The sequence below is a fragment of the Shewanella sp. S1-58-MNA-CIBAN-0166 genome, from assembly GCF_040310085.1.
In the GTDB taxonomy this organism is placed as follows: domain Bacteria; phylum Pseudomonadota; class Gammaproteobacteria; order Enterobacterales; family Shewanellaceae; genus Shewanella.
This window is the reverse complement of sequence record NZ_JBEOPN010000051.1, coordinates 1-22,145: the sequence shown is the minus strand read 5'-3', so window position 1 is coordinate 22,145 and position 22,145 is coordinate 1. Positions and strand designations below refer to the sequence as shown.

Below are 22,145 nucleotides of genomic sequence, written 5' to 3'. Positions count from 1 at the left end.
TAAGCCACAACTCAATATTACGAATGCTGAGTTTGGCGCTATTGTTGTTATGGCTTAAACCGATCTCAGGTTAATTATCTGACAACACAACGGGTTAATGATCACAAAATAATAACACTATGTTAGACTTGTTATAAAAACGGATATGAAGTGCATGGAAGCCTTAAATTAAGGTGTTGTTATTTATGTTCCGCTACTTATCTGTGGTGATTTTCATCATTATATTTTTCAGTTCGCCAGTTTCAAATGCTAGACCTGCAGTCACTTTTTACACAGAAAGTTATCCTCCATTTCAGTCGCTAAATTCTCAAGGAGAATTGGTAGGCTTTTCGATCGATATTTTACATGCTACCCAGCAATATCTTGATTTTGATATCAATATTAAAATCATGCCTTGGAGCCGCGCTTATTATAATGCGCAGAAGTACCCGAATACGTTTATTTTTTCAATTGCCAATACCAACAAACGCTTAGCCTATTTCAAATGGATAGGCGACTTTTATACTGTGCAAGATATGATCTATAGAAAAAGTAATCGTCCCGACATTCAGCTTAAAACCATAGATGATATTAATCGTTACTCTATGGCATTATCGCGAAACGATGCCTCACTAGATCGGCTTAAACTCGATGGAATACATCCCAATGTATACCTAGTAAGAAGCCAACTAGCGGCGTTAAGAATGCTTAATTTTGACCGCGTAGATTTGATTTACAATAACGAAGTGGGTTTTCGCGAAGACGTTAAAAAAATGGGCTTTAAACTAAGCGATTTTACCGCTGTATTGCCTGTGGTAAACATGCCCATTGGTATTGCCACCCATAAAGATACAGATGAAGCATTAGCCAAAAGTATGCGCCAAGCATTAAACACCCTAACTCAAAGTGGCCAACTTGAAAGTATAACTGCTCGCTGGTTTGGTGAAGATTTAAGTTCACAATCAATCATACAAACAACTGACATAAAGGCTTTAACTCAAGCTGTACAAAAATAGATTGTTAGTCATGACATCTCTGCAGTGATTTATCTCAGTTATTCCTAACTTCCGCATTAGATGTTCTGAACATCTTCAAGCCACTGGGCAATTTCTTTATCTTCCAAATCTGCCCAAGGTATAACTTGCCAAGTTTCATCTAGCAAAAACTCTTGTCGTAACAACGTTAACTCTTCATCAGTATCATCTTCCCATTCACTAGGCGGCCACTGACCACTTGAATATTCCAATAACATGCCTGATTCAGAATAGATCACCCCGTCAGGTACAACCGCTGAAAACTCAAAGCCCATGTCATCAGTTACTGTCACCAACGTAATTATTGGGGCGAATTGTTGCAGTTTTTGAATCATATCAGTACGAGTCAACAACAACTCCTTTATGTATATACTTTGATTAATGATTTAGTTGATTGAAATATAATCGACATACGAAATAGATGAATTTGATAATTAATTTAAATTTTACTATAAAAACAGTCAAGTACAGCTTTTATAAAATGGCTCGTCTATTGACTGGTAGGAGGCTCATATGAGTTATATTTACTTGACCTCGCTATATGAAAGTGTAGCAAAAGCTTTACCATCAATTGGTGTATCATCGTCCTCAAATGAAATGTTTGTAATTTTATTATCCACGAGTCCAACAGCTACATAGCTAAGTTTTTTGTATTCATCAGGTGCCCCGGATATTTTGTAAATATATCTGCTGCACGCGCTATTTGATGGTGCATAAACTCCATGGATTGTAATGTTTTCATGGAGGTAGTAAAGCAACGCTGTATAATTAGCGATTTTGTCAGGTATTTCATTTTCTGGAATATCAACTGCACGTATTTGGGTGTAAATGTATTTAACATTAAACCTATTTATAGGGTTAATGGAGTTTTTCAAATCAGATATAAGGTTAATGTAAACTTCTGAATTTTTTAGATTGCAAGTTTCCGCCTGCGCGACTGCCGGCAGCATTAGAAATATCGTTAGCAGAACAGATGCTTTCATGGAACCTTCCTGGTAAATATAACGTTATAGTTTTTATGCGTTGTGTGGTTTTGCAAGGAATAAATCGCTTGTTGGACTTAGCCTATGCCATATCCATATTAATCGGTAACTTTTTACTAAATGCAAGATGCTATAGGAATTTGATTTTTTAGGTAGTTGTTTTTTGTACAGCCTTGTAGCTAATCACCTGTGCTGATTGCGCCTTTTAAGAGAGGTTTTTCGATACTTTAGCTTTTATATTACCCATTTATGAGTTTTGCCACATAATGGGTCATAAATAAGTTACTTGCCTTGCTTGTAATGGGTTTGATTCAACTCTGAACTTGAGGACGTTGAAGAAAATGACGTGAGCTGGCCAAGGATGGCCATCTAGCTTTCGAGGGGAAGGGACGCCCCATCGGAGGCGTTAGCATTTTTGAATAAGGTCGAAGACGATTAAATACGCGATTTAAAGCTAAATCAATTTCCGTCGCGACCTTTTCGCTCTTTGAAAATGTTGCCGGAACGGCAGGGGTGATCCAAGAGGGGATTGCTGTTGATCCCCTTTTGGCCCGTGCAGGGTGGAACCTTGCGAGCTTAATTCAAACGAAGTTTGAAAGATCTGGTGTGGGCGAAGCGCCACGACGTTAGTGGCCGCAGGCCATAATTAAAAATAAAAAATAACTTTAATAATCAAAGCCTAACTGGGCTTTAATACCTTCGTTAAACGCATGTTTAATCGGCTGTACTTCGCTGACCGTATCGGCTAATTCAATGATGTCACGATGACAAGCGCGGCCTGTAATAATCACATGCTGCATCGCTGGGCGATTTCTTAATGCCGTTAATACTCGCTCAAGTTCGATATAGTGGTAACTGACCATGTAAGTCAGCTCATCAAGCAGCACCATATTAATCGATTCGTCTTTAAGCAGTTTTTCTGCCTCAAGCCAGGCTTCCATTGCTGCTTGGGTGTCTTTTTCTTTGTCTTGAGTTTCCCAGGTAAAGCCGGTACCCATTACATGAAATGGCACTCCAGCACCTTCGAGTAAATTACGTTCACCACAAGCCCAAGTGCCTTTAATAAATTGCACCACTGCGGCTTTATGACCATGGCCCACAGCGCGGGTAATCGAACCAAAACCAGATGTCGATTTGCCTTTTCCGTTACCGGTTAGTACCAGCAAAATACCTTTTTCGTCTTGCGCTGCGGCAATTTTGGCATCAACGCCCACTTTGACTTTCTGCTGGCGGGCTTTATGACGTTCAGCTTTGCTTGCATCAATAGTGTTAGCTTGTTCATTTTCGTGGTTATCAGTTGTCATGAGATTATTCCTTTCAATGTATTCATGTCCAAATGCGCTTCTAATACGTCGGCAAGACGATTTAGTTGCTGCTCGCGAATTTGGTTAATATCGATAGTATGGCGACTGTCTAAGCCAGCCCATTGCAAAATAAGTTGGCATGCAGCGGGATGGTCAAATAATCCATGCACATAGGTCGCTAAAATTTGTTGATCATTACTCACCATGCCATCAAGCTTGGCCATCGCCATTGGCTGCTGGGCGTATTGTTCAATCGATAGCGGCTGGATAACGTCGCTTTGAGTGAGTGAAGACTCACCACAATGGATCTCGTAACCACTAAACTCTGCCTGCTGGTCTTGTAAGCGTAAGTGACCCCTTACTTGAGTTAAGGTTTTGCTGGCAGTTAATACGGTCGTAATCGGTAATAAGCCCAATCCGTCACTGCAACCAGCATTATCTTCAATACCTAAAGGATCATCAATAAGCTCACCGAGCATTTGGTAACCGCCACAAATTCCGATGACTTTACCGCCATAACGTAAATGTTTTGTTAAGGCGATGTCCCAACCTTGCTCACGCACAAAAGCTAAATCTGCACGAACATTCTTACTGCCAGGTAATATGACTAAATCTGCAGCGGGCCAATGGGATGATTGAGCCATGCTCTGCATACTCACATAATGAAAATCAATATGCGGGTGTAAACGCAGCGGATCAAAGTCGGTATGATTACTGATCCTTGGGTACACTAACACCAATACAGACATACGTTGGCTGGCAGACAATGCTGTAGGTAATGAGCTTTGAGAGGTATCAATTAACGCATCTTCAGCGTCTAGATGTAGATCGTGCAAATATGGTAATACGCCTAATACTGGTTTGTTGGTATAGGCTTCAAGCCAATCAATTCCTGGCTGCAACAAGCTGATGTCACCGCGAAAACGATTTATCACAAAGCCTTTTACTCGCGCTTGCTCAGACGGGCTTAATAATGCCAACGTACCAACTAAATGGGCGAACACACCGCCTTTATCAATATCAGCAATAATGATCACTGGGCAATCTGCCTCTTCGGCAAAGCCCATATTGGCAATATCACCTTCACGTAAATTGATTTCTGCCGGACTGCCCGCCCCTTCAATCACCACTAACGAGTATCGTTGCTGCAAGCGCCTGTAAGATTGCATCACTGCCGCTAACGCTAAGGTTTTATAACCATAACTCTCGGGTCCGAAAAAGGCCTTAGCTTCTAATGTAGTTAACGCTTTACCGTGAATAATGACTTGGGCGCCAGTGTCTGAACTTGGCTTTAATAATACGGGGTTAAAATCTGTATGGGGTGCTAAACCACAAGCAATAGCTTGCAATGCTTGGGCTCGGCCAATTTCACCGCCATCGGCAGTTACAGCACTATTTAACGCCATATTTTGTGGTTTAAAAGGCGCGACATTAATATTTTGACGGGAAAATAAACGACATAAACCGGCAACAAGCGTGCTTTTACCCGCATCAGAGGTGGTGCCTTGCACCATTAATGCGCCACGTAATGGTGGGGCGATTGAAGATTGATCGTCAACCAATGACATTATGCTTTTAAGGCCAACGGTAGGCCTGCGACCACCAAAGTGACTTGATCAGATATTGCGGCTATTTCTTGGTTGAGCCAGCCCGCTTCATCAACAAAACGACGATTTAACTCACCCATGGGAACTATGCCCGAGCCCACTTCATTACTGACTAACACCACATCGCTTTGCAAAGCAGACAAACTGTCGATGAGTAATGACTTTTGCGTGGCCCACGAGGCGCCGTCATTTAACAATAAGTGATTGGTTAATAATAACGTCAGGCAATCGAGCAATATGACTTGTTGTGGTTTATCTATCGCCACCAATGTTTGGCCAACGTCATAAGCTTGTTCGTGCAATGTCCAGCTATGGACGCTGGACATACGGTCTTGTTGGTGTTGATTAATGCGCGCAGACATTTCATGGTCTAACGCTGTGGCTGTGGCTAAGTAAACACATGAATAACCAATAGCAGCGTATTCCGCCACACATTGCTCTGCATATCGACTTTTACCGCTACGCGCACCGCCTAACACCAAATGAATCATTAGCTTAATCCAACCGCTAAAATAACTAAGTAACAACACACTTCGCTGATTTGCTGCGCAGCGCCTAGTGTGTCACCGGTGTAGCCACCAATTTGTTTACGGAAAAAGCCGCCTAACAAAATGCGTACTAGCCACAAGGTAATAAATAGCACAAACGCCGCCACACCGTTAAGCCATAACAACACAAAAATACCGCTGGCGATTAAAATAAATAAATCATTTAATTGCTGGTCTTGGGCAATTGGCTTTGATTTGCTGGTGTCGTCATCTCGGACGTATTGTTCACTAAAAATCAAGCTTGATGCCACAACACGGCTAAGTGTATGGCCTGCTACAAGCGCACTGACCGCCGCCATTGGGCTATATAAAGCCAGTTCGACTAACAATTGCCATTTTAGCAATAACACTAATCCCAGCGACAAGGCACCATAACTGCCCAAACGCGAATCTTTCATGATGCGCAGCTTGTCTTCTACCGTCCAACCACCACCAAAACCATCTGCGGTATCGGCTAAGCCGTCTTCATGGAAGGCACCGGTCACTAATACACCCGCCACCATGGCTAATAAAATGGCAATGCTTGCCGGTAAAATCAGCTGTGCGAGCCAAAATACCAACGCACAAATTAAGCCAATGAGTAAACCCACTAAACCAAAATAACGGCTAGCTTTATTGAGTTTATCACTATCAATCACCACCCACGATGGAACGGGGATCCGAGTAAAAAAACTCATCGCCACAAAAAATAAATTTAACTGCCGCAACCATTTTATCTCGCCAGACATGTTGTTCCCTTAAACCACATTATTAACGCCAGCATCATCGAAACTGGCCATTTGATTGTAAAAATTCACCGCAGCTTGAATTAACGGTAACGCTAACGCAGCGCCAGTGCCTTCTCCAAGTCTTAATCCCAGCGACAACAATGGTGTTGCTTGTAGCTGTTGTAACAGAAGCTTATGTCCTTGCTCTTGCGACTCATGAGCAAAAACTAAATAGCCTCTTGATTGTGGAGATAATTTTACCGCAACTAATGCTGCAGCAGTAGCGATAAAACCATCAATCACCACTAATATTTTTTGTTCCGCAGCCGCCAGTATCGCCCCGGTCATTTGCACTATTTCAAAACCGCCAACGTGAGCCAAAATAGCTTCAGGAGAAACTAACTCATGTTGATGCAAATCAAGTGCTTGGTTAATGAGTTTTGTTTTAATAACCAAGGTAGCATCATCAATTCCCGTGCCTCTACCAACACATTGCTCAACATCAATATTGAGCATAGCTGACATTACCGCAGTCGCAGCAGAAGTATTGCCGATACCCATTTCACCTAAAGCAATTAAATTACAACCGGCATCAACATGGCGAGCAACCAACTGTCGAGCAAATTCAAACCCTTGGGCGACTTTTTCAAGTGGCATAGCCGCAGCTAAATGCATAGCCTTAGTGCCTGCGCCTAAGCGTTGGTCGATAACATTGGCTTGGCCTGTAAGCGGTTGTAATATTCCGCAATCGATAATTTCAAGCTCAAACCCGACTTGGCGACAAAACACATTAATTGCCGCGCCGCCTTGGACAAAATTATGCACCATTTGAGTGGTCACTTCGCTTGGCGCAATCGACACGCCGTAAGCGGCAATGCCATGGTCGGCAGCAAAAACTAACATCGTTGGTTTAGTGATTTGCAGCGGTGTGCTTAACGACTGTTTATCGCCGCGGTACTGCACCCGAGCAATCTGTAGCGCCAAGGTTTCTAGCTGCCCTAATGCCCCTAATGGTTTGGTTTTTTGATTAATCTTATGTTGAATATTGGCATCAACATCTGACTTAACAGCTTCTATAACAAACATGAAAACTCCAGCAATTTGGGCAGATAAATTCAATATGATGTATTGCAGCACTCATCCAGTGCTTATCAAAGAGCTTATCTATGTGCTTATCTATGTGCTTATCTAATTCTTAGCTATGTGCTTAGCTATGTGCCTATAAAAAGAGCTCAGTGTTTAACGGCGTTGACGCAAAATAAACAAGAAAAACACGCTGCCCAATGCAGCTGTAATAATGCCGACAGGCAATTCTTGGTTAAATAAAATGCATCGTGCTATCACGTCAATCCACACCATAAATAAGCCACCTAACATCGCGGTTAAGATCATCGGCTGACGTCCGGAAAATAATAGCCTAACCGTATGCGGGATCATCAAACCAACAAAACCAATGCCACCACAAGTTGCCACCAACATTGCCGTAATAAGCGAACACAGTAACAACATACTTAAGCGCAATTTTGCGACATTAATCCCTAATGTATGAGCCGTTTCATCACCCGCTTGCAGCGCCATAATTTGCCGTCTAAATGCCAACATAATCAATAAACTCACCCCTACCGTCACACTGGGTAAGAGTAAATTAGACCAACTGGCTTTAGCAAAACTGCCTAAACTCCAAAACAGTACTGACGCCGCAGCTTGAGGGGTTGAAAAATACAACAGCAAGCTAGTCAATGCCCCAAACAGAAACGACGTTGCTACACCAGACAGCAACATACGTTCAACTTGGCTACTTCGACCAGGTCCCGACAAAATAAACACCACCAACACCGATAAACTGGCGCCGATGAATGCTCCTATCGGTATGCTTAATGTCGACCAAGACCACCAAGGTTGCGCGGTAAAGCTTGGCGCTATAGTCAATACACCAGAAAACATTTCGGCAAACAAACCGGTTTGACTGAATAACGACACCACCAGCACTGCACCAAATGACGCCCCGGAGCTAATGCCAAACAAATACGGGTCGGCCAACGGGTTGCGGGTCACGGTTTGTAATACACTGCCTGCTATAGACAACCCTGCGCCAGCCACAAAGGCCAACAAAATTCTCGGTAAGCGTAATTCAAGCACAATACGTTGGGTTATCGTAACCGCATGTTCACTGCCTTCAATCGCACTCGGCATGTCGCCGCCCAATAAGGTATTAAATATCATTAATACGTCATTAAGATGAATGTTAGCCGCCCCAAAACTGGCGGCAAATATCGGGGTAAGCAGTGTAGCCAATACCAACAGACTGAAACAAACATAGTAGCGACGTTGCGATGCATCAATCATGATCGGGGCATCCTTTCTGACTCGGTTGGTAACCATAAAAATAACTGATCAGCGGCTTACCGTGTTGTGGGTGAAGATTAATGTCGCAGCACACACCAAACACGTCACTAATTTGCCGCTCGGTTAGCACTTCTGTTGGGGTACCTTTAGCAATTAATCGTCCTTGGTCGAGTAGCAGTAATTTATCGCACATTGCACTGGCTAAATTCAGATCGTGTATAGAAGCAATAACACTGATGCCTAAAGATGCAACGAGTTCAAGAATTTGAATTTGATAACGAATATCTAAGTGATTGGTCGGTTCATCTAAAATAAGAATATGCGGCTGTTGCACAATGGCTCGGGCAATTAGGGCACGTTGTTTTTCACCGCCAGATAACAGTTCATATTGTTGCTGAGCTTTTTGCTGTAATCCCACTTTGGTTAAGGCACTCACCACACGTTCACGGTCTTGGGCTGTGTTTGAGTCAAACAAGCCTTTATGCGGAGTAAGCCCCATCGACACTAATTGCTCGGTGGTCATGTCAAAATAATGCGGGGTATCTTGTTGCACCACAGCAATATTCTGCGCTAACAACTTAGAGGAATACTCACTGATGGGTTTAGAAAATATCTCAATATCGCCGCTGGTCGGCACAATATAGCGATATAAGCAGCGTAACAGGCTCGACTTTCCTGCGCCATTGGGACCAATTAGTCCTAGCATCTGGCCTTTAGGCAAACTGAAATGAATGTCCGCCAGAATCGTTTTATTATCGACTTGCCAAAAAAGATGATTTACATCTAATACAGATTCAGACATGAAAGTTAGCCCGCCATGTCCAATTAATTAACACAAACATCTATTTAATAACTCCCCTAAGTCACCCGCTTAGGCATGGATATTGAGGCGATTCAAAGCTGGTATCTGACTTATGTCCCCATATTCGATGGGTACATCTACAGTTGCGGGTACAGTTTGGGCTTATCCCAATTCCCAATACCTTGAAAGGCACTATGGTTTCGACGCAGATTATTACGACAATTATGACGCAAATAACTATTCAAATTACGGCGCTGATAACTTTGCAAATAACTTTGCAAATAACTATGCAAATAACTATGCAAATTGTGACACTAATGACTACGCACGTTATGGCGCAGATTATTATGCAAATTATTACGCAAATTATGGCGCAAAAATAATGACACTATGGTTGTAACGCTCAGCCAATGAAGTGTTACGGCCAATGTAATGTAAAGCTCACTTTAGCGGTATTGCTATTCATTGCTGTCGCTTGAAAAGCGTCAACCTTATCAACATCATCAGGCCAATATACATCGAGCACCATAATAGCAGCATAGGGGATCGCTAGGTTAGCGAATATTCCGCTAGATTGGCCAACCTTAAGCACGTAGCCCATTAAACAGCGCATCACCCCACCGTGAGTAACCACTAACGCATGGGGACAATCGACAGCTTGAGCAGTTTGCGGCAAGCTTTGCCCTTGTTGTTCGTCGATAGACAGTAAACAAGAGTGCTGCTGATGACGTGAGCGCCACAGTTCATCAACCACGCTCATGAGCCCGGCTTCTACTCGCGCAGCAAAATCGCTTACCGACTCGGCTTTATCAGGCGTGCTATCAGCCAACCATGGGTTATGCCAGTAAGCATCAAATTTACCTGGATTTTGCTGATAAATTGCATCAAACAATTGCCCATCCCAGACACCAAAATCAATTTCTTGCAGTGCTGGTATCGTCGTTAACGGTAATGTTAATCGCTGCGTTAAAGGCTGGCTGAATTGCTGACACCGTTGCAATGGCGAACTAAACACATGGCTAATTGGATATTGCAGTTCAGCAAACGCTTGCTGCATTTGGGCCATTCCAGTGTCGGTGAGCTTTACATCGGTTTGGCCGCGAAATATTGCCCCACCTTCGCATTCTCCATGGCGCATTAATATTATCTTGGCTTGTTTCATTTAATTCAGCCTTGCTCTAGTGATAAAAATTCGCGTACTATGGACGTCTATACGTTTATATGTCTAAAATACTATCTTAAAAGATAATCATTTAGAAGATAATCATTGTACGCAGTAATTGTCCAAGGCAATTGCCTGCAACGGTTAAAGCAACCGTTGTGTATAACTGTTATTTACAACACTTGTGCACAGCAATGATGTTATCGCCCTACTATTGTAAAAATAAGGGTATGCTTATCTCAATCAAGGTATCAAGCAACATAGTGATAAAAGGTAACTGTTATGGCGAAATCGACTTCTTACAGTCAAACACTTAAACAACTTAATGCATTGTTAGCGCAGCGTATTGTGATTTTAGATGGCGCCATGGGCACCATGATCCAAGACTATAAGTTGGAAGAAGAAGATTATCGTGGCGAGCGTTTTAAAGATTGGCATTGCGATGTTAAAGGCAACAACGACTTATTAGTACTCAGCCAACCGCAAATCATTAAAGATATTCATACTCAGTACCTGCTAAACGGTGCCGACATTATTGAAACCAACACCTTTAATGCCACCACTATTGCCATGGCCGACTACGATATGCAGTCGCTAGCCGCTGAAATTAACCTTGCTGGCGCTCGAGTCGCCCGCCAAGCGGCCGACGAAGTGGCCACGCAAACAGGTTCACCACGTTATGTTGCTGGTGTATTAGGCCCAACCAACCGTACTTGCTCTATCAGTCCAGACGTTAACGACCCAGCGTTTCGTAATGTCAGTTTCGACCAATTAGTCGACGCTTATGTCGAATCCACCAGCGCCTTAATTGAAGGTGGCGCCGATATCATTATGGTTGAAACCATTTTTGATACTTTAAACGCCAAAGCCGCCCTATTTGCGATTGAAAAAGTATTCGATCAACTTGGCGATCGCCTACCCGTTATGATCTCTGGCACTATTACCGACGCGTCTGGTCGTACATTAACCGGCCAAACCACCGAAGCGTTTTATAACTCTTTGCGCCATATCAAGCCGTTATCGATTGGCCTTAACTGCGCCCTAGGACCAAAAGAGCTGCGCCCGTACGTTGAAGAATTGTCACGTATTGCCGAATGTTATGTCTCTGCCCACCCAAATGCTGGCTTACCCAACGAATTTGGTGGCTACGATGAAACCCCAGAAGAAATGGCCGAAGTCATTAATCAATGGGCTCAAGAAGGCATGCTCAACATTGTCGGCGGTTGTTGTGGTAGTACACCCGCACACATTAGTGCTATTCGTGAAGCAGTGCTCAGACACGAACCAAGACAGATACCAGATATACCTGTGGCGTGTCGTTTATCCGGTTTAGAGCCACTCACTATCGACAAAAACTCGTTATTTGTTAACGTCGGTGAGCGCGCTAACGTGACCGGTTCGGCTAAGTTTTTACGCTTAATTAAAGAAGAAAAGTTTGAAGAAGCCTTAGATGTCGTGCGCGAGCAGGTTGAAAATGGCGCACAAATTATCGACGTCAACATGGACGAAGGTATGCTTGATGGCGTGGCGTCAATGGCGAAGTTTTTAAACTTAATCGCCTCTGAGCCCGACATCTCCCGCGTGCCCATCATGATTGACTCATCAAAGTGGGAAGTGATTGAAGCTGGGCTTAAATGCGTTCAAGGCAAGTCGATTGTTAACTCTATTTCGATGAAAGAAGGCGAAGCCAAATTTATTGAACAAGCCACCTTAGTAAAACGCTATGGTGCGGCAGCCATTATAATGGCCTTTGACGAAGACGGCCAAGCCGATACACGTGAGCGTAAAACCCAAATCTGTACCCGTGCTTATCGCATTTTGGTTGATGTTGTTGGCTTTCCACCAGAAGACATTATTTTTGACCCTAACATTTTCGCCATTGCCACCGGTATTGATGAACACGACAACTATGCAGTCGACTTTATCGAATCGATAAAAGACATCAAAGCCACCTTGCCACACGCAATGATCTCAGGCGGCGTGTCTAACGTGTCATTCTCGTTCCGCGGTAACAACCCAGTACGCGAAGCCATTCACGCGGTGTTTTTATACCATGCCATTCAAGCCGGCATGGACATGGGTATTGTTAACGCTGGTCAGTTAGCCATATACGATGATATTGAACCAGAGCTCAAAAAACGGGTTGAAAACGTAGTTCAAAACTTACCATGTCCGGTAGCCGACTCAAACAACACCGAGCAGCTACTCGACATCGCTGAAAGCTTTAGAGGCGATGGCTCACAAGTGGCCAAAAAAGAAGATTTAGCCTGGCGCAGCTGGCCGGTATCCAAACGTTTATCGCACGCATTGGTTAAAGGCATTACCGAATTTATTGATGAAGACACCGAAGCTGCTCGTCAAGAAGCCGTGCGCCCGCTCGATGTTATTGAAGGACCGCTGATGGACGGCATGAACGTGGTCGGCGACTTATTTGGTGCTGGCAAAATGTTCTTACCGCAAGTGGTCAAATCGGCACGAGTAATGAAAAAAGCCGTCGCTTACCTAAACCCATATATTGAGCTTGAAAAGGTTGCAGGCCAGTCAAACGGGCGAATTTTAATGGTCACCGTAAAAGGTGATGTGCATGACATCGGTAAAAATATTGTTGGAGTAGTACTTGCCTGTAACGGCTACGAAGTGGTCGATCTTGGGGTCATGGTATCGGTCGATAAAATTCTCGATGCAGTAAAAGAGCATAATATCGACATCATCGGCATGTCAGGTTTAATCACGCCAAGCTTGGATGAAATGGTTCACAACGTGAAAACCTTCCACCGTGAAGGCTTAACCATCCCTGCTATTATCGGTGGTGCAACCTGCTCTAAAATTCATACTGCAGTAAAAATAGCACCGCATTACCCACACGGCGCAATTTACATTGCCGATGCATCTCGCGCTGTACCTATGGTGTCTAAGCTGATTAATAACGCCACTCGCCAAGCAACCATTGACGAAGCCTACGCAGAATACGACATGATGCGTGAAAAACGTTTGTCGCAAACCAAGCGTAAAACCATCGTGTCGATTGAAGCCGCGCGTGATAATCGCTGTAAACACGACTGGGAAAACTACACCCCATTTACGCCTAATGTATTAGGTCGCCAGGTGTTTGATGACTATCCATTAGAAGACCTAGTCGAACGTATCGATTGGACACCGTTCTTTAGAAGCTGGGAACTGCACGGTCATTACCCTGAAATTTTAAAAGACAAAGTCGTTGGTGAAGAAGCGGTTAAATTATTTGCCGATGGCCAAGCCATGTTGAAGCAAATTATTGCTGAAAAATGGCTTACCGCCAAAGCCGTGATCGGTTTATTCCCAGCCAATACCGTCAACCATGACGACATTGAACTGTATACCGATGAAAGCCGCACCACATTAGAAATGACCACTCATCATCTACGTATGCAGCTTGAACGCGTGGGTAACGACAACTTCTGTTTATCAGACTTTGTTGCTCCAAAAGATTCAGGCGTTGCTGATTACATGGGCGGTTTTGCGGTAACGACGGGACACGGTATTGATGAACATGTTGCCCGCTTTGAAGCCAATCATGATGACTACAACGCGATTATGCTCAAATGTTTAGCCGACCGTTTAGCCGAAGCTTTTGCCGAGCGCATGCACGAACGTGTTCGTAAAGAGTTTTGGGGTTATGCCGCCGATGAAGTGCTCGACAATGAAGCGTTAATTCGCGAACGTTATAAAGGCATTCGCCCAGCGCCAGGTTATCCAGCATGCCCAGACCACACAGAAAAAGGCTTGTTATGGGATTTACTCAAACCCGATGAAACGATTGATTTGAATATCACCGAAAGCTTTGCCATGTACCCAACGGCAGCGGTATCAGGCTGGTACTTTGCCCATCCAAAATCACGCTATTTTGGTGTGACTAATATTGGTAAAGATCAGGTAGAAGACTATGCCCAGCGTAAAGGCATGACGTTGGCAGAAGCAGAGAAGTGGTTGTCACCGATATTGGACTATGATCCCGAATAGATTTATTTCGAATAGAATGAGATCAAGAGTAGAAAGAGATCCTGAATAAAGAGAGACCCAGAGTAGATAGTGCTTCTGAATAAAGAGTGCTTCTGAATAAAAAGTGAACCTGAAAAAAGGGTAACCTTGAGTCATCACGGTTACTCTTTTTTATGTCCAAACTTGGTTTGGATTTTGGTCAAAAGGCTCCATACTGCACGGGTCAAATCAAGCGTTATTCCGGCAATGCTTTTTAGCCGGGATCCAGCTTCGTCGTTTTTACAATAAATAACTTAAAACGTCTTTGATCTTCTCAATTTAATTTACTGCTGGATAAAGTAAAAATATCTCAACTGGACATACCCTTTTCATCATTACACTATAAAAAATAGTCATTTATAATAATAGATACCCTTAAAGAATCACTCTACAATAACTTCGTTTAAATAATAATCATATGAATTAAAAAGCAGGGAGTTGCTTCATCTATGGCCTATAGAGCATATATTGGGATTTTTGCATTCCTGTGTCTGATTGTCGCCGTTAGTTGCTACTCGGAGGAGTCAATGTTTAGCATGTTTAAAAAAGTCGATGTCGAAGTATTTCCTGAAGTGATAGGTAGCTTAACCCATGAGGGAAAACCTCTAGCCGGTATTAAGCTAAAAAGAGGTTATCAATACTCTGGTGTCATGGAAGAAAAAGAATGGGACTACACCACTACAGACGCTGATGGAAAATTTAGCTTTCCTGAAATCATTTACAGCACAGCACATCCAAATAAGCCTTTTGCAGAAACACGTGTATCTCAAACGATTAAAATCGCTGAAGGAAGTCATTCAGATCTAAGACTTTGGCTATCGGTATCTACAGGTGAAAAACATATTTCATATTTAGCTGAAAGGTTGACGCAATTAAACTGCGACGTATCAAATGAAGAAGTTAAAAATGAAATCATTGATGAAGCGTTCCCTAGTGGTGTTGTGCGCTATCAGGTATTGAGTATTTGTCGCTGGCCAGAATTAGAACGATTGGAAGTACAGAAAAGAGAAAAATACGATTAATAAAGCCATTAAATGACAAGGACAGTTTATGAATCAATTATCGCCTAAGTTAGCGTCAGAACTAGCAGCAAATGTTTATAGTTTAATTGATGCAGAGGATGCTGACATATTTGGAAATACCTACATAGAAAAATACTTTGCCATTAATAGCAAAGGTATAGGAAAAACAGGCGGATTTATTTTTAATCGCCAGTCGGGTTTTGCTGTGATGGGATTAGGTAAAGGACAATACCTAGGAGATGCAATCATCGCTATTCGTGGTACTCAGCTTATTGCAGATTGGGGAACGAATGCGCAACTTGGTTTAAGTGTCGGTGATGGTAACCAAATAGTGCACGCTGGATTTAATAATGCTTTTGCTTCACTAAGACAACAAATTGCGACTTTTTTGGATAAGTGGCGTATATCAAATCCCGGTAAAGCGATACATTTTGTCGGTCATAGCTTAGGTGGCGCACTAGCTTCTCTAGCTGCAGACTGGGCATCTGTTAATAACTACGCTTCAAATATTAATTTATACACTTTTGGCTCCCCAAGAGTTGGACAACAAGGTTTTGCCTCGGCTAACACCCATAGACTAAATCAAATTTTTCGCTGCACCCACGGCGCTGATGTAGTCCCAAAAGTGCCTTTATGGCCTTTTATTCATGCGCCTTATCAAGGAGTGGAATATCGCTTAGATAACAGTCAAGGTTTGAGGATTAGTGCTCATGGTATGGATCCTAAAGCTGGAGCCGAACCAGGTTATTTAGTCTCTGCAAACACTGAGCATTGGGGCCATTTACATGTTAAAGCTAGCGAATATTTAAAGCCGGTAAAATTACGTTATGAAAACCGCAATCAAGCAAGCTATTCAGACCAGTGGAGTGACAAACTCAGCGCAGCATTAATTACGGTCTTAAAAGAGGCAGGCTATTATGGCGCAATTGTAGCGCAAGCGACGGCATCTTACGGTTTGACATTCTATGATCTTGTCGCTAAAACCCTTGAAAAAATTGCTGCCGCGGCAGATTCTTTCGCCGACGATGTCAGAGGACTACTTGGCCATATGTTGTCTTTTGCAGGGGCTGTAGTCACAACCGTAGTTGACTTAACTTATGCCACTATTCGAGCCATTTTCAATAAAATGCTTTCACGCTTATATAGCAGCGTGAAAGACGCGATTAAATCAGTACACAAGTAATAAAAAATAATGACATTTTAAAGGTCCTTGTCGCTGCAATATATAATCAGTGACCGGGACCTTTTATTTATATCTCCAAATACATGAGTAATCTCTTATCCCATCAACAGAATCATCATGTATAAGCACTAAACTCCCGAACTCTATTACCCAAGCATTAAGCTTTGCTTCATATTGATAATCTTTACTGACTGGATTAAGAAATGTATGATGTTAAGATAAAGTTTACACTCCCCTTAAAGTAAGTAGAGGAAATAAAATCAATAAATTGACTCTTTTAAATCATCAAAACTCTTAATTTCTTCTAAATCTTCACCATAATAAGTTGAGAACAATTCATCTTGCCAGTAGCATATAGAAACAAGAGGTTGATCACTAATTAAACCAAACAGTTTTAAATCAACTTCATATTGCAATTCTTTATTTTGTAAGTCTGCATTTAATTGCATTAAATACTGATGTAAATACGGTACTGAAACCCAGCTCTTACTTATCCTCCAAAGCCAATATGAGTCCTCTCCATCATCTTTTATCTCATCGATGTCTTTCTTAATAAATATATGTTGTTTCAAACGTGCATTTTGCCCAAAAATATTACCTGGGGCATTAGACTTAACTTTAACTTCGTTAAATGAAAACTCACCATTTGTATCAGTTAATGCATAGTCAATAATTGGTTCGCCTTTATCATATCCACCATAGGAGAGCTCTCTAACAACCTCCATACCCGAAACCGGAATGCCATTATGGGTAATACGGCCTTTGACAGGAGCCGATAACTCAACTTCATATCGTTTCAAAAATCCGAACACTGTTTCATCTCCTTCAGGATAAACATATGAAAAAAACGATTACAAATAAAATAATGAAACAGTAAGTAATAGAAGGTAACGATATTTATTAATAATGTTTTTTAACATCCTCTCAACCCCTTGCTCAGCGATACAAATACATATCCATTAGTAAAGTAGAGATAAAACTGGTCTTTACTACTTTAATTAGCCTAATTTTAGCCAAAAACCTTTTCGTTATATATAGCTCCATATAGTGAACAAATTAAGTTTTAAAGAAATGCTAACCCTGTACGTAAACGTTCGTGTTCTCAACCTGATTATTTTATCCTTAAAATAAAATTTTAAATATTCTCTATTTAATTAATTTTTTAAATCATTAAAATTTATCACTACATCCATAGATTCACCGTAATAAGTCGTAATTAATTCATCTTCCCAGTAACATATTGAAAGTAAAGGATGATCACGTCTAAAACCAAATTTAATTAAATCTACCTCATGCTGAACTTCTTTATTGTTAAGATCGGCATTTAACTGCAGCAAAAATTTGTTTAAATAAGGTACTGAAGTCCAATTTTTACTTATAAACCAAAGCCAGTAATACTTATCTTCCCCATCTTTGATCTCGTCAAGATCTTTCTTAATGTAAATTTCTTGCCTAAGACGAGCATCTTGTCCAAAAATATTACCTGGGGCATTTGACTTAACTTTTATCTCTTTAAATGAAAACTCACCATTTGTATCGGTTAATGCATAGTCTATAACCGGTTCGCCTTTATCATAGCCACCATAGGAAAGCTCTCTAACAATCTCCATACCCGAAATTGGAATGCCATTCTTGATAATACGCCCTTTCACAGGAGCCGATAACTCAACCTCATATCGCTTCAAAAATCCAAACACAGCTTAACCTCCTTCGGGGGTAAGCATATGAAATAAAAACGACCACAAATAAAAATAATGAAACAGTAAGCAATAGAAGATAACGATATTTATCAATAATATTTTTTAACATCCTCCCAACCTCTTGCTCAGCGATACATATCCATATCCATATCCATATCCATTAGTAAAATAGAGATAGAACTGGTCTTTACTACTTATTGAGAACCTAATTTTAGCCAAAAAATCTTTCGTTATCTATAGCCCTATATGGTGTAACAAACGCACTAAAAACATCAAATTTACTAATCCATCATTCTATTTTCACATGTGAACTAACAATATAAAAAGTATGCACTAATAAAAATTTACTTAATCGATTCAAGCCATTGGTTGAATGATGATGCAGGCAAGGCACCTGATTGCTGAGCGATAACCTTGCCTTGCTTAAATACCATCAGGGTTGGAATTGATCGAATATTAAATTGGGCAGCCAGGGCTTGCTGCTCTTCGGTGTTGAGCTTGCCGAAACGGAATTTGGGCTCCCACTTTTTAGCTGCTTGAGTAAATACTGGCGCAAAGTTTTTACACGGACCGCACCAGCTAGCCCAAAAGTCGACGACCAGCAGTAATTCTGATTTATTAGCATGGTGGCTAAAATTGACGGCTGTGAGCTCTATCGGTTCACCAACGAATAGGCTTTGTTTACACTTTCCGCAAGTTGGTTGTTGTTCAAGACGTTCTTCAGGTACGCGATTTAAGGTATCGCAATGGGGGCAAGCTATTATCATGATGAGACCTCATCAACTTCATTATCGAGACTCTTTAATCATAAACCTTGTTGATGTGTTAAACGAATAATCGTTTTAATTTTTTATCATATTATGGCCTGCGGGCACCAACGCTTAAGTTCGCAAGGTTCCACCCTGCACGGGCTAATTCATTTATGGCCTGCGGGCACCAACGTCGTGGTGCTTCACCCACACCAGAGCAAAGGGGTAAAGCGCTTGTACCCCTTTGCAAACCCTCAGCGTTCCGGCAACTTTTTCGCTTTTTAACCAAACAATAGCAGCGAAAAATTGCGACGGAAATTAATCCAGCTTTGAACCTCGTTTGTAATCGGCCTCGGCCTTACTCGAAAATGCTAACGCTTTCGATGGTACATCCTGTACCGCGAAAGCTAGCAGGCCATCCATGGCCAGCTCACGCTATTTTCTTCAACGGCCTCAAGTTCAGTGTTGAATTCAAGCTTTTGCAAGCGTTACTAACTCGTTTGTGGACAACTATTAGTTTCGCCATGCGATTTAACCAAGCCAAATCAAATTAGTTTTTTATTAGGAAGTGCAATTCCGTCCAGTTGCTAGACCAAGATAACACTGAAATTATCAGATGCACTGCTTGCCAATTCTGGCAGCATTCTGTCAATCACTTCCATACTGAGAACCGGAGCCCCTTCAAGATCCACCTCTACATATGACCAAAAGCCGTCACTACATAGCAACATGCACTGGGGTTCTGGATTGTCCAAAGAGTAAACCTTTAGACTCTCTCTTATAACACCAGGTTTAATCTTACAAGAAACCAAATGTCGAGCTTTCAAGTAACTGTCCCTGTCCAACACCCCGTCACGATGCAGTTTATAGTGAGGAACGTCGTCCACTGTTTTCCAATCAACGCCTTTAGGAGTTAAGAACCCCAACCGACAATCTCCACAATGCGCAACTACCAAGCTATCGTTCAACTTCAATGCGGCAGTCATACAAAATGCAAAGCTGCCTCTCCGTTGCTCTAGGGACCTTACAGCATTGATGATTGCATCACCGAGGGCTGTTTCATCACTAATAATACCCCCTGATAACTCACCTTTTAACCGCTCACAAAACTCACTTACGGCTGTTGCAGTGTTCTCATTGTGACCAATACCATCGCAAACAACATAGAAGTGCCCACCTTGAACAGCCCAGTGATCTGCGTAATCGGCGTTTACTTGCTCACAACCTCCTACTTCACAAGCTAAAATGCTAGGGGTCAAAGAAGAAACTCCTTTGATGAAAGCTCATTAAAGCGCTCTTCAATCATTTCAAACCTTTCTTCCTCTTCGCCATTCAGAGCATTTCTTAACAAGTAGTCAAAATCAGAGTTAGCGATGAATTTGGACATTGCCTCCTGAACGAACTGCCTAAGTTCAATGGGAGATTCTTTTACTTCGTCAAGCAAAGCATCCCTGCCATTGACTAATACGACAATGTCCTCAGCATCTTTACTACTCAGCATATCCCTACCACGAGTAGCGAACGCCACAAGCTTTGTGGCCAATAGATGTTTAGCTTGGGCTATTTTTATTGCTAACCCGTCTGGCAGAGTGTATGTGACAGACTCTTGAAGCCCGACCTGAAACCAGGGGTTTGAAAAACCAAGAATGTCTTCTTTATCAGGCATCACATCAACTAAAATACCCTCACATTCGAATCGGCACATTGGTGCTTCTTCGCCTTTTTCGGGTATAGACGGTTTGAATCCTCGACTACGCAGCTGTTCTGCCAACACCTGATAACCATAATAACTCGACACTGAGACAATAAAGTCCACGTCCTTAGTACTACTGATATCAATGGGTTGAGCATCATCTAAGTGAAGGGACACAGTGGCCCCTCCAACAAACGCCACCTGCTCCAATAAGTCTTTACCCAAAGCATGAGCTATGGGCAGTATTAATGCTTCATGTTCTGTCATACATTACCTTTCAACTTGGCTAGGTAAGGCATTGCTTCCTCTTTCTCCCTAGCACTACCCACTCTAAAAATATCTAATAATGCCAATTGCTTATAGAGCCACGGATCAATCATAACCGCTTTTGGCACTGATTTGTAAATAGGGGCTATGGCGATCCCCTTAACAGTCCCTCGGGCACAAGGCCAGACGGTAGGAAACTCAGCTGAAGAGACGAATATATCTTTAAATGATGAAGCAGCACTAGCGGTTGGGATACCTCGGACAACTTTCCCACGCTCGACAAAAAAGCTAACTCCTGCACCGAAGCGGACATAGTCAATTAGTACGGTCTTATTGACTCGGACGCCTTTGGCCCCTCTTTTTATCAATAACCCTGCTTTACTCGCTCTTTTGATTGCTTGACTTACTTCACTGAGGGACATAAAAAGCTGTTGCGCCAACTTTCTATAACTCCAACTAGCTCGTTGTTCTTCCGACTCCCCTTCTAGGATGAACTGTTCAATCAATGCTAGATCTGCAGCTTCAAAGTCATCTGGTTCATCAGAAACGATAATCTCATCCTTTTCCCTGTCGTACACACTTATTGGTTCAAATATTACCCATGGAGCCTTCCTTGAGTTGTGACTTCTACTCTCTACAGAAGAGCAACCAATTTCATAACTCAGAATTTTAAAAGTAACTAATAGATCTTGTGGTTTAAGCATAATCCTGCTCCGCTGTGTTTTCTGTTCGCGAACAGAAAACACATTCAAACAGAAGGTAAAGACTTTTGCAAGAAAATTGCGGTAACTGAACAGAATTGGCATGTTGGACCTGATGGTCTAAAGCGTTTCTGTCAGATTAGGTAAAGTATGGAAAATGGAGAGTGAGTTGTCGACATGAAGCATCAACTCTAACTGACTTTGGGGCATAAATGATTTGCATACTTTGCTTGCAGTTGGCCTGATTCAACTCTGAATTGAGGACGTTGAAGAAAATAGCGTGAGCCTGACAGGACGTCAGGCTAGCTTTCGCGGTACAGGATGTACCATCGGAAGCGTTA

20 protein-coding genes and 1 riboswitch are annotated in these 22,145 nt (G+C 42.2%); of the genes, 4 read left to right on the top strand and 16 right to left on the bottom strand.

The genetic code is table 11. The annotated features are described in order from the left end of the window. Positions 1 to 185 precede the first annotated feature (185 nt). Positions 186 to 995, top strand: a complete 810-nt coding sequence (locus AAEY99_RS20500; protein ID WP_351011822.1) for a substrate-binding periplasmic protein — start codon at positions 186 to 188, stop codon at positions 993 to 995. Between the two features lie 56 nt (positions 996 to 1,051). On the opposite strand, the gene AAEY99_RS20495 is transcribed toward AAEY99_RS20500, so the two are convergent. The 10 genes from AAEY99_RS20495 to AAEY99_RS20450 all read right to left on the bottom strand — a co-directional run bounded on the left by AAEY99_RS20495 (position 1,052) and on the right by AAEY99_RS20450 (position 10,472). Further along, positions 1,052 to 1,363 (bottom strand): hypothetical protein, encoded by a 312-nt coding sequence (locus AAEY99_RS20495; protein WP_351011820.1) that lies wholly within the window; start codon positions 1,361 to 1,363, stop codon positions 1,052 to 1,054. A gap of 174 nt (positions 1,364 to 1,537) precedes the next feature. Next, on the bottom strand, positions 1,538 to 1,996 hold the full coding sequence (locus AAEY99_RS20490; protein WP_182745239.1) for a hypothetical protein: 459 nt from the start codon (positions 1,994 to 1,996) through the stop codon (positions 1,538 to 1,540). A gap of 665 nt (positions 1,997 to 2,661) precedes the next feature. After that, a complete protein-coding gene (gene cobO, locus AAEY99_RS20485) occupies positions 2,662 to 3,300 on the bottom strand; it encodes a cob(I)yrinic acid a,c-diamide adenosyltransferase (RefSeq protein WP_101085867.1) in 639 nt (212 codons plus the stop codon). Beyond that, entirely contained in the window at positions 3,297 to 4,868 is a 1,572-nt protein-coding gene (locus tag AAEY99_RS20480) for a cobyric acid synthase (protein ID WP_351011818.1), read from the bottom strand. The genes cobO and AAEY99_RS20480 overlap by 4 nt, the downstream gene beginning before the upstream one ends. After that, complete coding sequence (gene cobU / locus AAEY99_RS20475) at positions 4,868 to 5,398, bottom strand: bifunctional adenosylcobinamide kinase/adenosylcobinamide-phosphate guanylyltransferase (protein ID WP_101085869.1); 531 nt, start codon at positions 5,396 to 5,398, stop codon at positions 4,868 to 4,870. Before cobU ends, AAEY99_RS20480 begins: the two co-directional genes overlap by 1 nt. Continuing rightward, the gene (locus AAEY99_RS20470) at positions 5,398 to 6,183 is read right to left on the bottom strand and encodes an adenosylcobinamide-GDP ribazoletransferase (RefSeq protein WP_011636351.1); all 786 of its coding nucleotides are present in this window, start codon (positions 6,181 to 6,183) and stop codon (positions 5,398 to 5,400) included. Before AAEY99_RS20470 ends, cobU begins: the two co-directional genes overlap by 1 nt. 9 nt (positions 6,184 to 6,192) lie before the next feature. Continuing rightward, a complete protein-coding gene (cobT, locus tag AAEY99_RS20465; RefSeq protein ID WP_192115743.1) occupies positions 6,193 to 7,248 on the bottom strand; it encodes a nicotinate-nucleotide--dimethylbenzimidazole phosphoribosyltransferase in 1,056 nt (351 codons plus the stop codon). 153 nt (positions 7,249 to 7,401) lie between these two features. Then, positions 7,402 to 8,508, bottom strand: a complete 1,107-nt coding sequence (locus AAEY99_RS20460; RefSeq protein ID WP_101085872.1) for a FecCD family ABC transporter permease — start codon at positions 8,506 to 8,508, stop codon at positions 7,402 to 7,404. Beyond that, positions 8,501 to 9,310 (bottom strand): ABC transporter ATP-binding protein, encoded by an 810-nt coding sequence (locus tag AAEY99_RS20455; protein ID WP_101085873.1) that lies wholly within the window; start codon positions 9,308 to 9,310, stop codon positions 8,501 to 8,503. The genes AAEY99_RS20460 and AAEY99_RS20455 overlap by 8 nt, the downstream gene beginning before the upstream one ends. A 79-nt stretch (positions 9,311 to 9,389) precedes the next feature. Beyond that, a riboswitch (cobalamin riboswitch) is annotated at positions 9,390 to 9,510 on the bottom strand. A 218-nt stretch (positions 9,511 to 9,728) separates the two neighbouring features. Further along, the gene (locus AAEY99_RS20450) at positions 9,729 to 10,472 is read right to left on the bottom strand and encodes a histidine phosphatase family protein (RefSeq protein ID WP_101085874.1); all 744 of its coding nucleotides are present in this window, start codon (positions 10,470 to 10,472) and stop codon (positions 9,729 to 9,731) included. 282 nt (positions 10,473 to 10,754) lie between these two features. Here AAEY99_RS20450 and metH point away from each other — a divergent pair, with 282 nt between their 5' ends. From metH to AAEY99_RS20435, 3 genes are all read left to right on the top strand, one after another. Then, positions 10,755 to 14,471 (top strand): methionine synthase, encoded by a 3,717-nt coding sequence (gene metH / locus AAEY99_RS20445; protein ID WP_351011816.1) that lies wholly within the window; start codon positions 10,755 to 10,757, stop codon positions 14,469 to 14,471. A gap of 554 nt (positions 14,472 to 15,025) precedes the next feature. Next, positions 15,026 to 15,511, top strand: coding sequence for a DUF6795 domain-containing protein (locus AAEY99_RS20440; protein WP_150099366.1), 486 nt, complete (start codon positions 15,026 to 15,028; stop codon positions 15,509 to 15,511). 28 nt (positions 15,512 to 15,539) lie between these two features. Further along, positions 15,540 to 16,694 carry a lipase family protein gene (locus tag AAEY99_RS20435; RefSeq protein WP_101085877.1) on the top strand — a complete coding sequence of 385 codons (1,155 nt, stop codon included), beginning with the start codon at positions 15,540 to 15,542 and terminating at the stop codon, positions 16,692 to 16,694. Positions 16,695 to 16,954: 260 nt separating this feature from the next. On the opposite strand, the gene AAEY99_RS20430 is transcribed toward AAEY99_RS20435, so the two are convergent. From AAEY99_RS20430 to AAEY99_RS20405, 6 genes are all read right to left on the bottom strand, one after another. Further along, entirely contained in the window at positions 16,955 to 17,506 is a 552-nt protein-coding gene (locus AAEY99_RS20430; protein ID WP_351011814.1) for a DUF6795 domain-containing protein, read from the bottom strand. Positions 17,507 to 17,848: 342 nt separating this feature from the next. Continuing rightward, positions 17,849 to 18,391, bottom strand: a complete 543-nt coding sequence (locus tag AAEY99_RS20425) for a DUF6795 domain-containing protein (protein WP_351011812.1) — start codon at positions 18,389 to 18,391, stop codon at positions 17,849 to 17,851. 347 nt (positions 18,392 to 18,738) lie between these two features. Further along, on the bottom strand, positions 18,739 to 19,161 hold the full coding sequence (gene trxC, locus AAEY99_RS20420) for a thioredoxin TrxC (RefSeq protein WP_182770746.1): 423 nt from the start codon (positions 19,159 to 19,161) through the stop codon (positions 18,739 to 18,741). Between the two features lie 569 nt (positions 19,162 to 19,730). Then, complete coding sequence (locus tag AAEY99_RS20415; RefSeq protein WP_351011810.1) at positions 19,731 to 20,402, bottom strand: PP2C family protein-serine/threonine phosphatase; 672 nt, start codon at positions 20,400 to 20,402, stop codon at positions 19,731 to 19,733. Then, entirely contained in the window at positions 20,399 to 21,103 is a 705-nt protein-coding gene (locus AAEY99_RS20410) for a hypothetical protein (RefSeq protein ID WP_351011809.1), read from the bottom strand. The genes AAEY99_RS20415 and AAEY99_RS20410 overlap by 4 nt, the downstream gene beginning before the upstream one ends. Further along, entirely contained in the window at positions 21,100 to 21,807 is a 708-nt protein-coding gene (locus AAEY99_RS20405; protein ID WP_182742616.1) for a hypothetical protein, read from the bottom strand. The genes AAEY99_RS20410 and AAEY99_RS20405 overlap by 4 nt, the downstream gene beginning before the upstream one ends. Positions 21,808 to 22,145 lie beyond the last annotated feature (338 nt).

Coding starts and splice junctions, on each gene's coding strand:
- AAEY99_RS20490 (WP_182745239.1), bottom strand. CDS start 1,996: ATGAAAGCATCTGTTCTGCTAACGATATTTCTAATGCTGCCGGCAGTC.
- AAEY99_RS20440 (WP_150099366.1), top strand. CDS start 15,026: ATGTTTAAAAAAGTCGATGTCGAAGTATTTCCTGAAGTGATAGGTAGC.
- AAEY99_RS20470 (WP_011636351.1), bottom strand. CDS start 6,183: ATGTCTGGCGAGATAAAATGGTTGCGGCAGTTAAATTTATTTTTTGTG.
- AAEY99_RS20410 (WP_351011809.1), bottom strand. CDS start 21,103: ATGACAGAACATGAAGCATTAATACTGCCCATAGCTCATGCTTTGGGT.
- AAEY99_RS20460 (WP_101085872.1), bottom strand. CDS start 8,508: ATGATTGATGCATCGCAACGTCGCTACTATGTTTGTTTCAGTCTGTTG.
- metH (WP_351011816.1), top strand. CDS start 10,755: ATGGCGAAATCGACTTCTTACAGTCAAACACTTAAACAACTTAATGCA.
- AAEY99_RS20405 (WP_182742616.1), bottom strand. CDS start 21,807: ATGCTTAAACCACAAGATCTATTAGTTACTTTTAAAATTCTGAGTTAT.
- AAEY99_RS20455 (WP_101085873.1), bottom strand. CDS start 9,310: ATGTCTGAATCTGTATTAGATGTAAATCATCTTTTTTGGCAAGTCGAT.
- cobT (WP_192115743.1), bottom strand. CDS start 7,248: ATGTTTGTTATAGAAGCTGTTAAGTCAGATGTTGATGCCAATATTCAA.
- cobU (WP_101085869.1), bottom strand. CDS start 5,398: ATGATTCATTTGGTGTTAGGCGGTGCGCGTAGCGGTAAAAGTCGATAT.
- cobO (WP_101085867.1), bottom strand. CDS start 3,300: ATGACAACTGATAACCACGAAAATGAACAAGCTAACACTATTGATGCA.
- AAEY99_RS20435 (WP_101085877.1), top strand. CDS start 15,540: ATGAATCAATTATCGCCTAAGTTAGCGTCAGAACTAGCAGCAAATGTT.
- trxC (WP_182770746.1), bottom strand. CDS start 19,161: ATGATAATAGCTTGCCCCCATTGCGATACCTTAAATCGCGTACCTGAA.
- AAEY99_RS20450 (WP_101085874.1), bottom strand. CDS start 10,472: ATGAAACAAGCCAAGATAATATTAATGCGCCATGGAGAATGCGAAGGT.
- AAEY99_RS20500 (WP_351011822.1), top strand. CDS start 186: ATGTTCCGCTACTTATCTGTGGTGATTTTCATCATTATATTTTTCAGT.
- AAEY99_RS20480 (WP_351011818.1), bottom strand. CDS start 4,868: ATGTCATTGGTTGACGATCAATCTTCAATCGCCCCACCATTACGTGGC.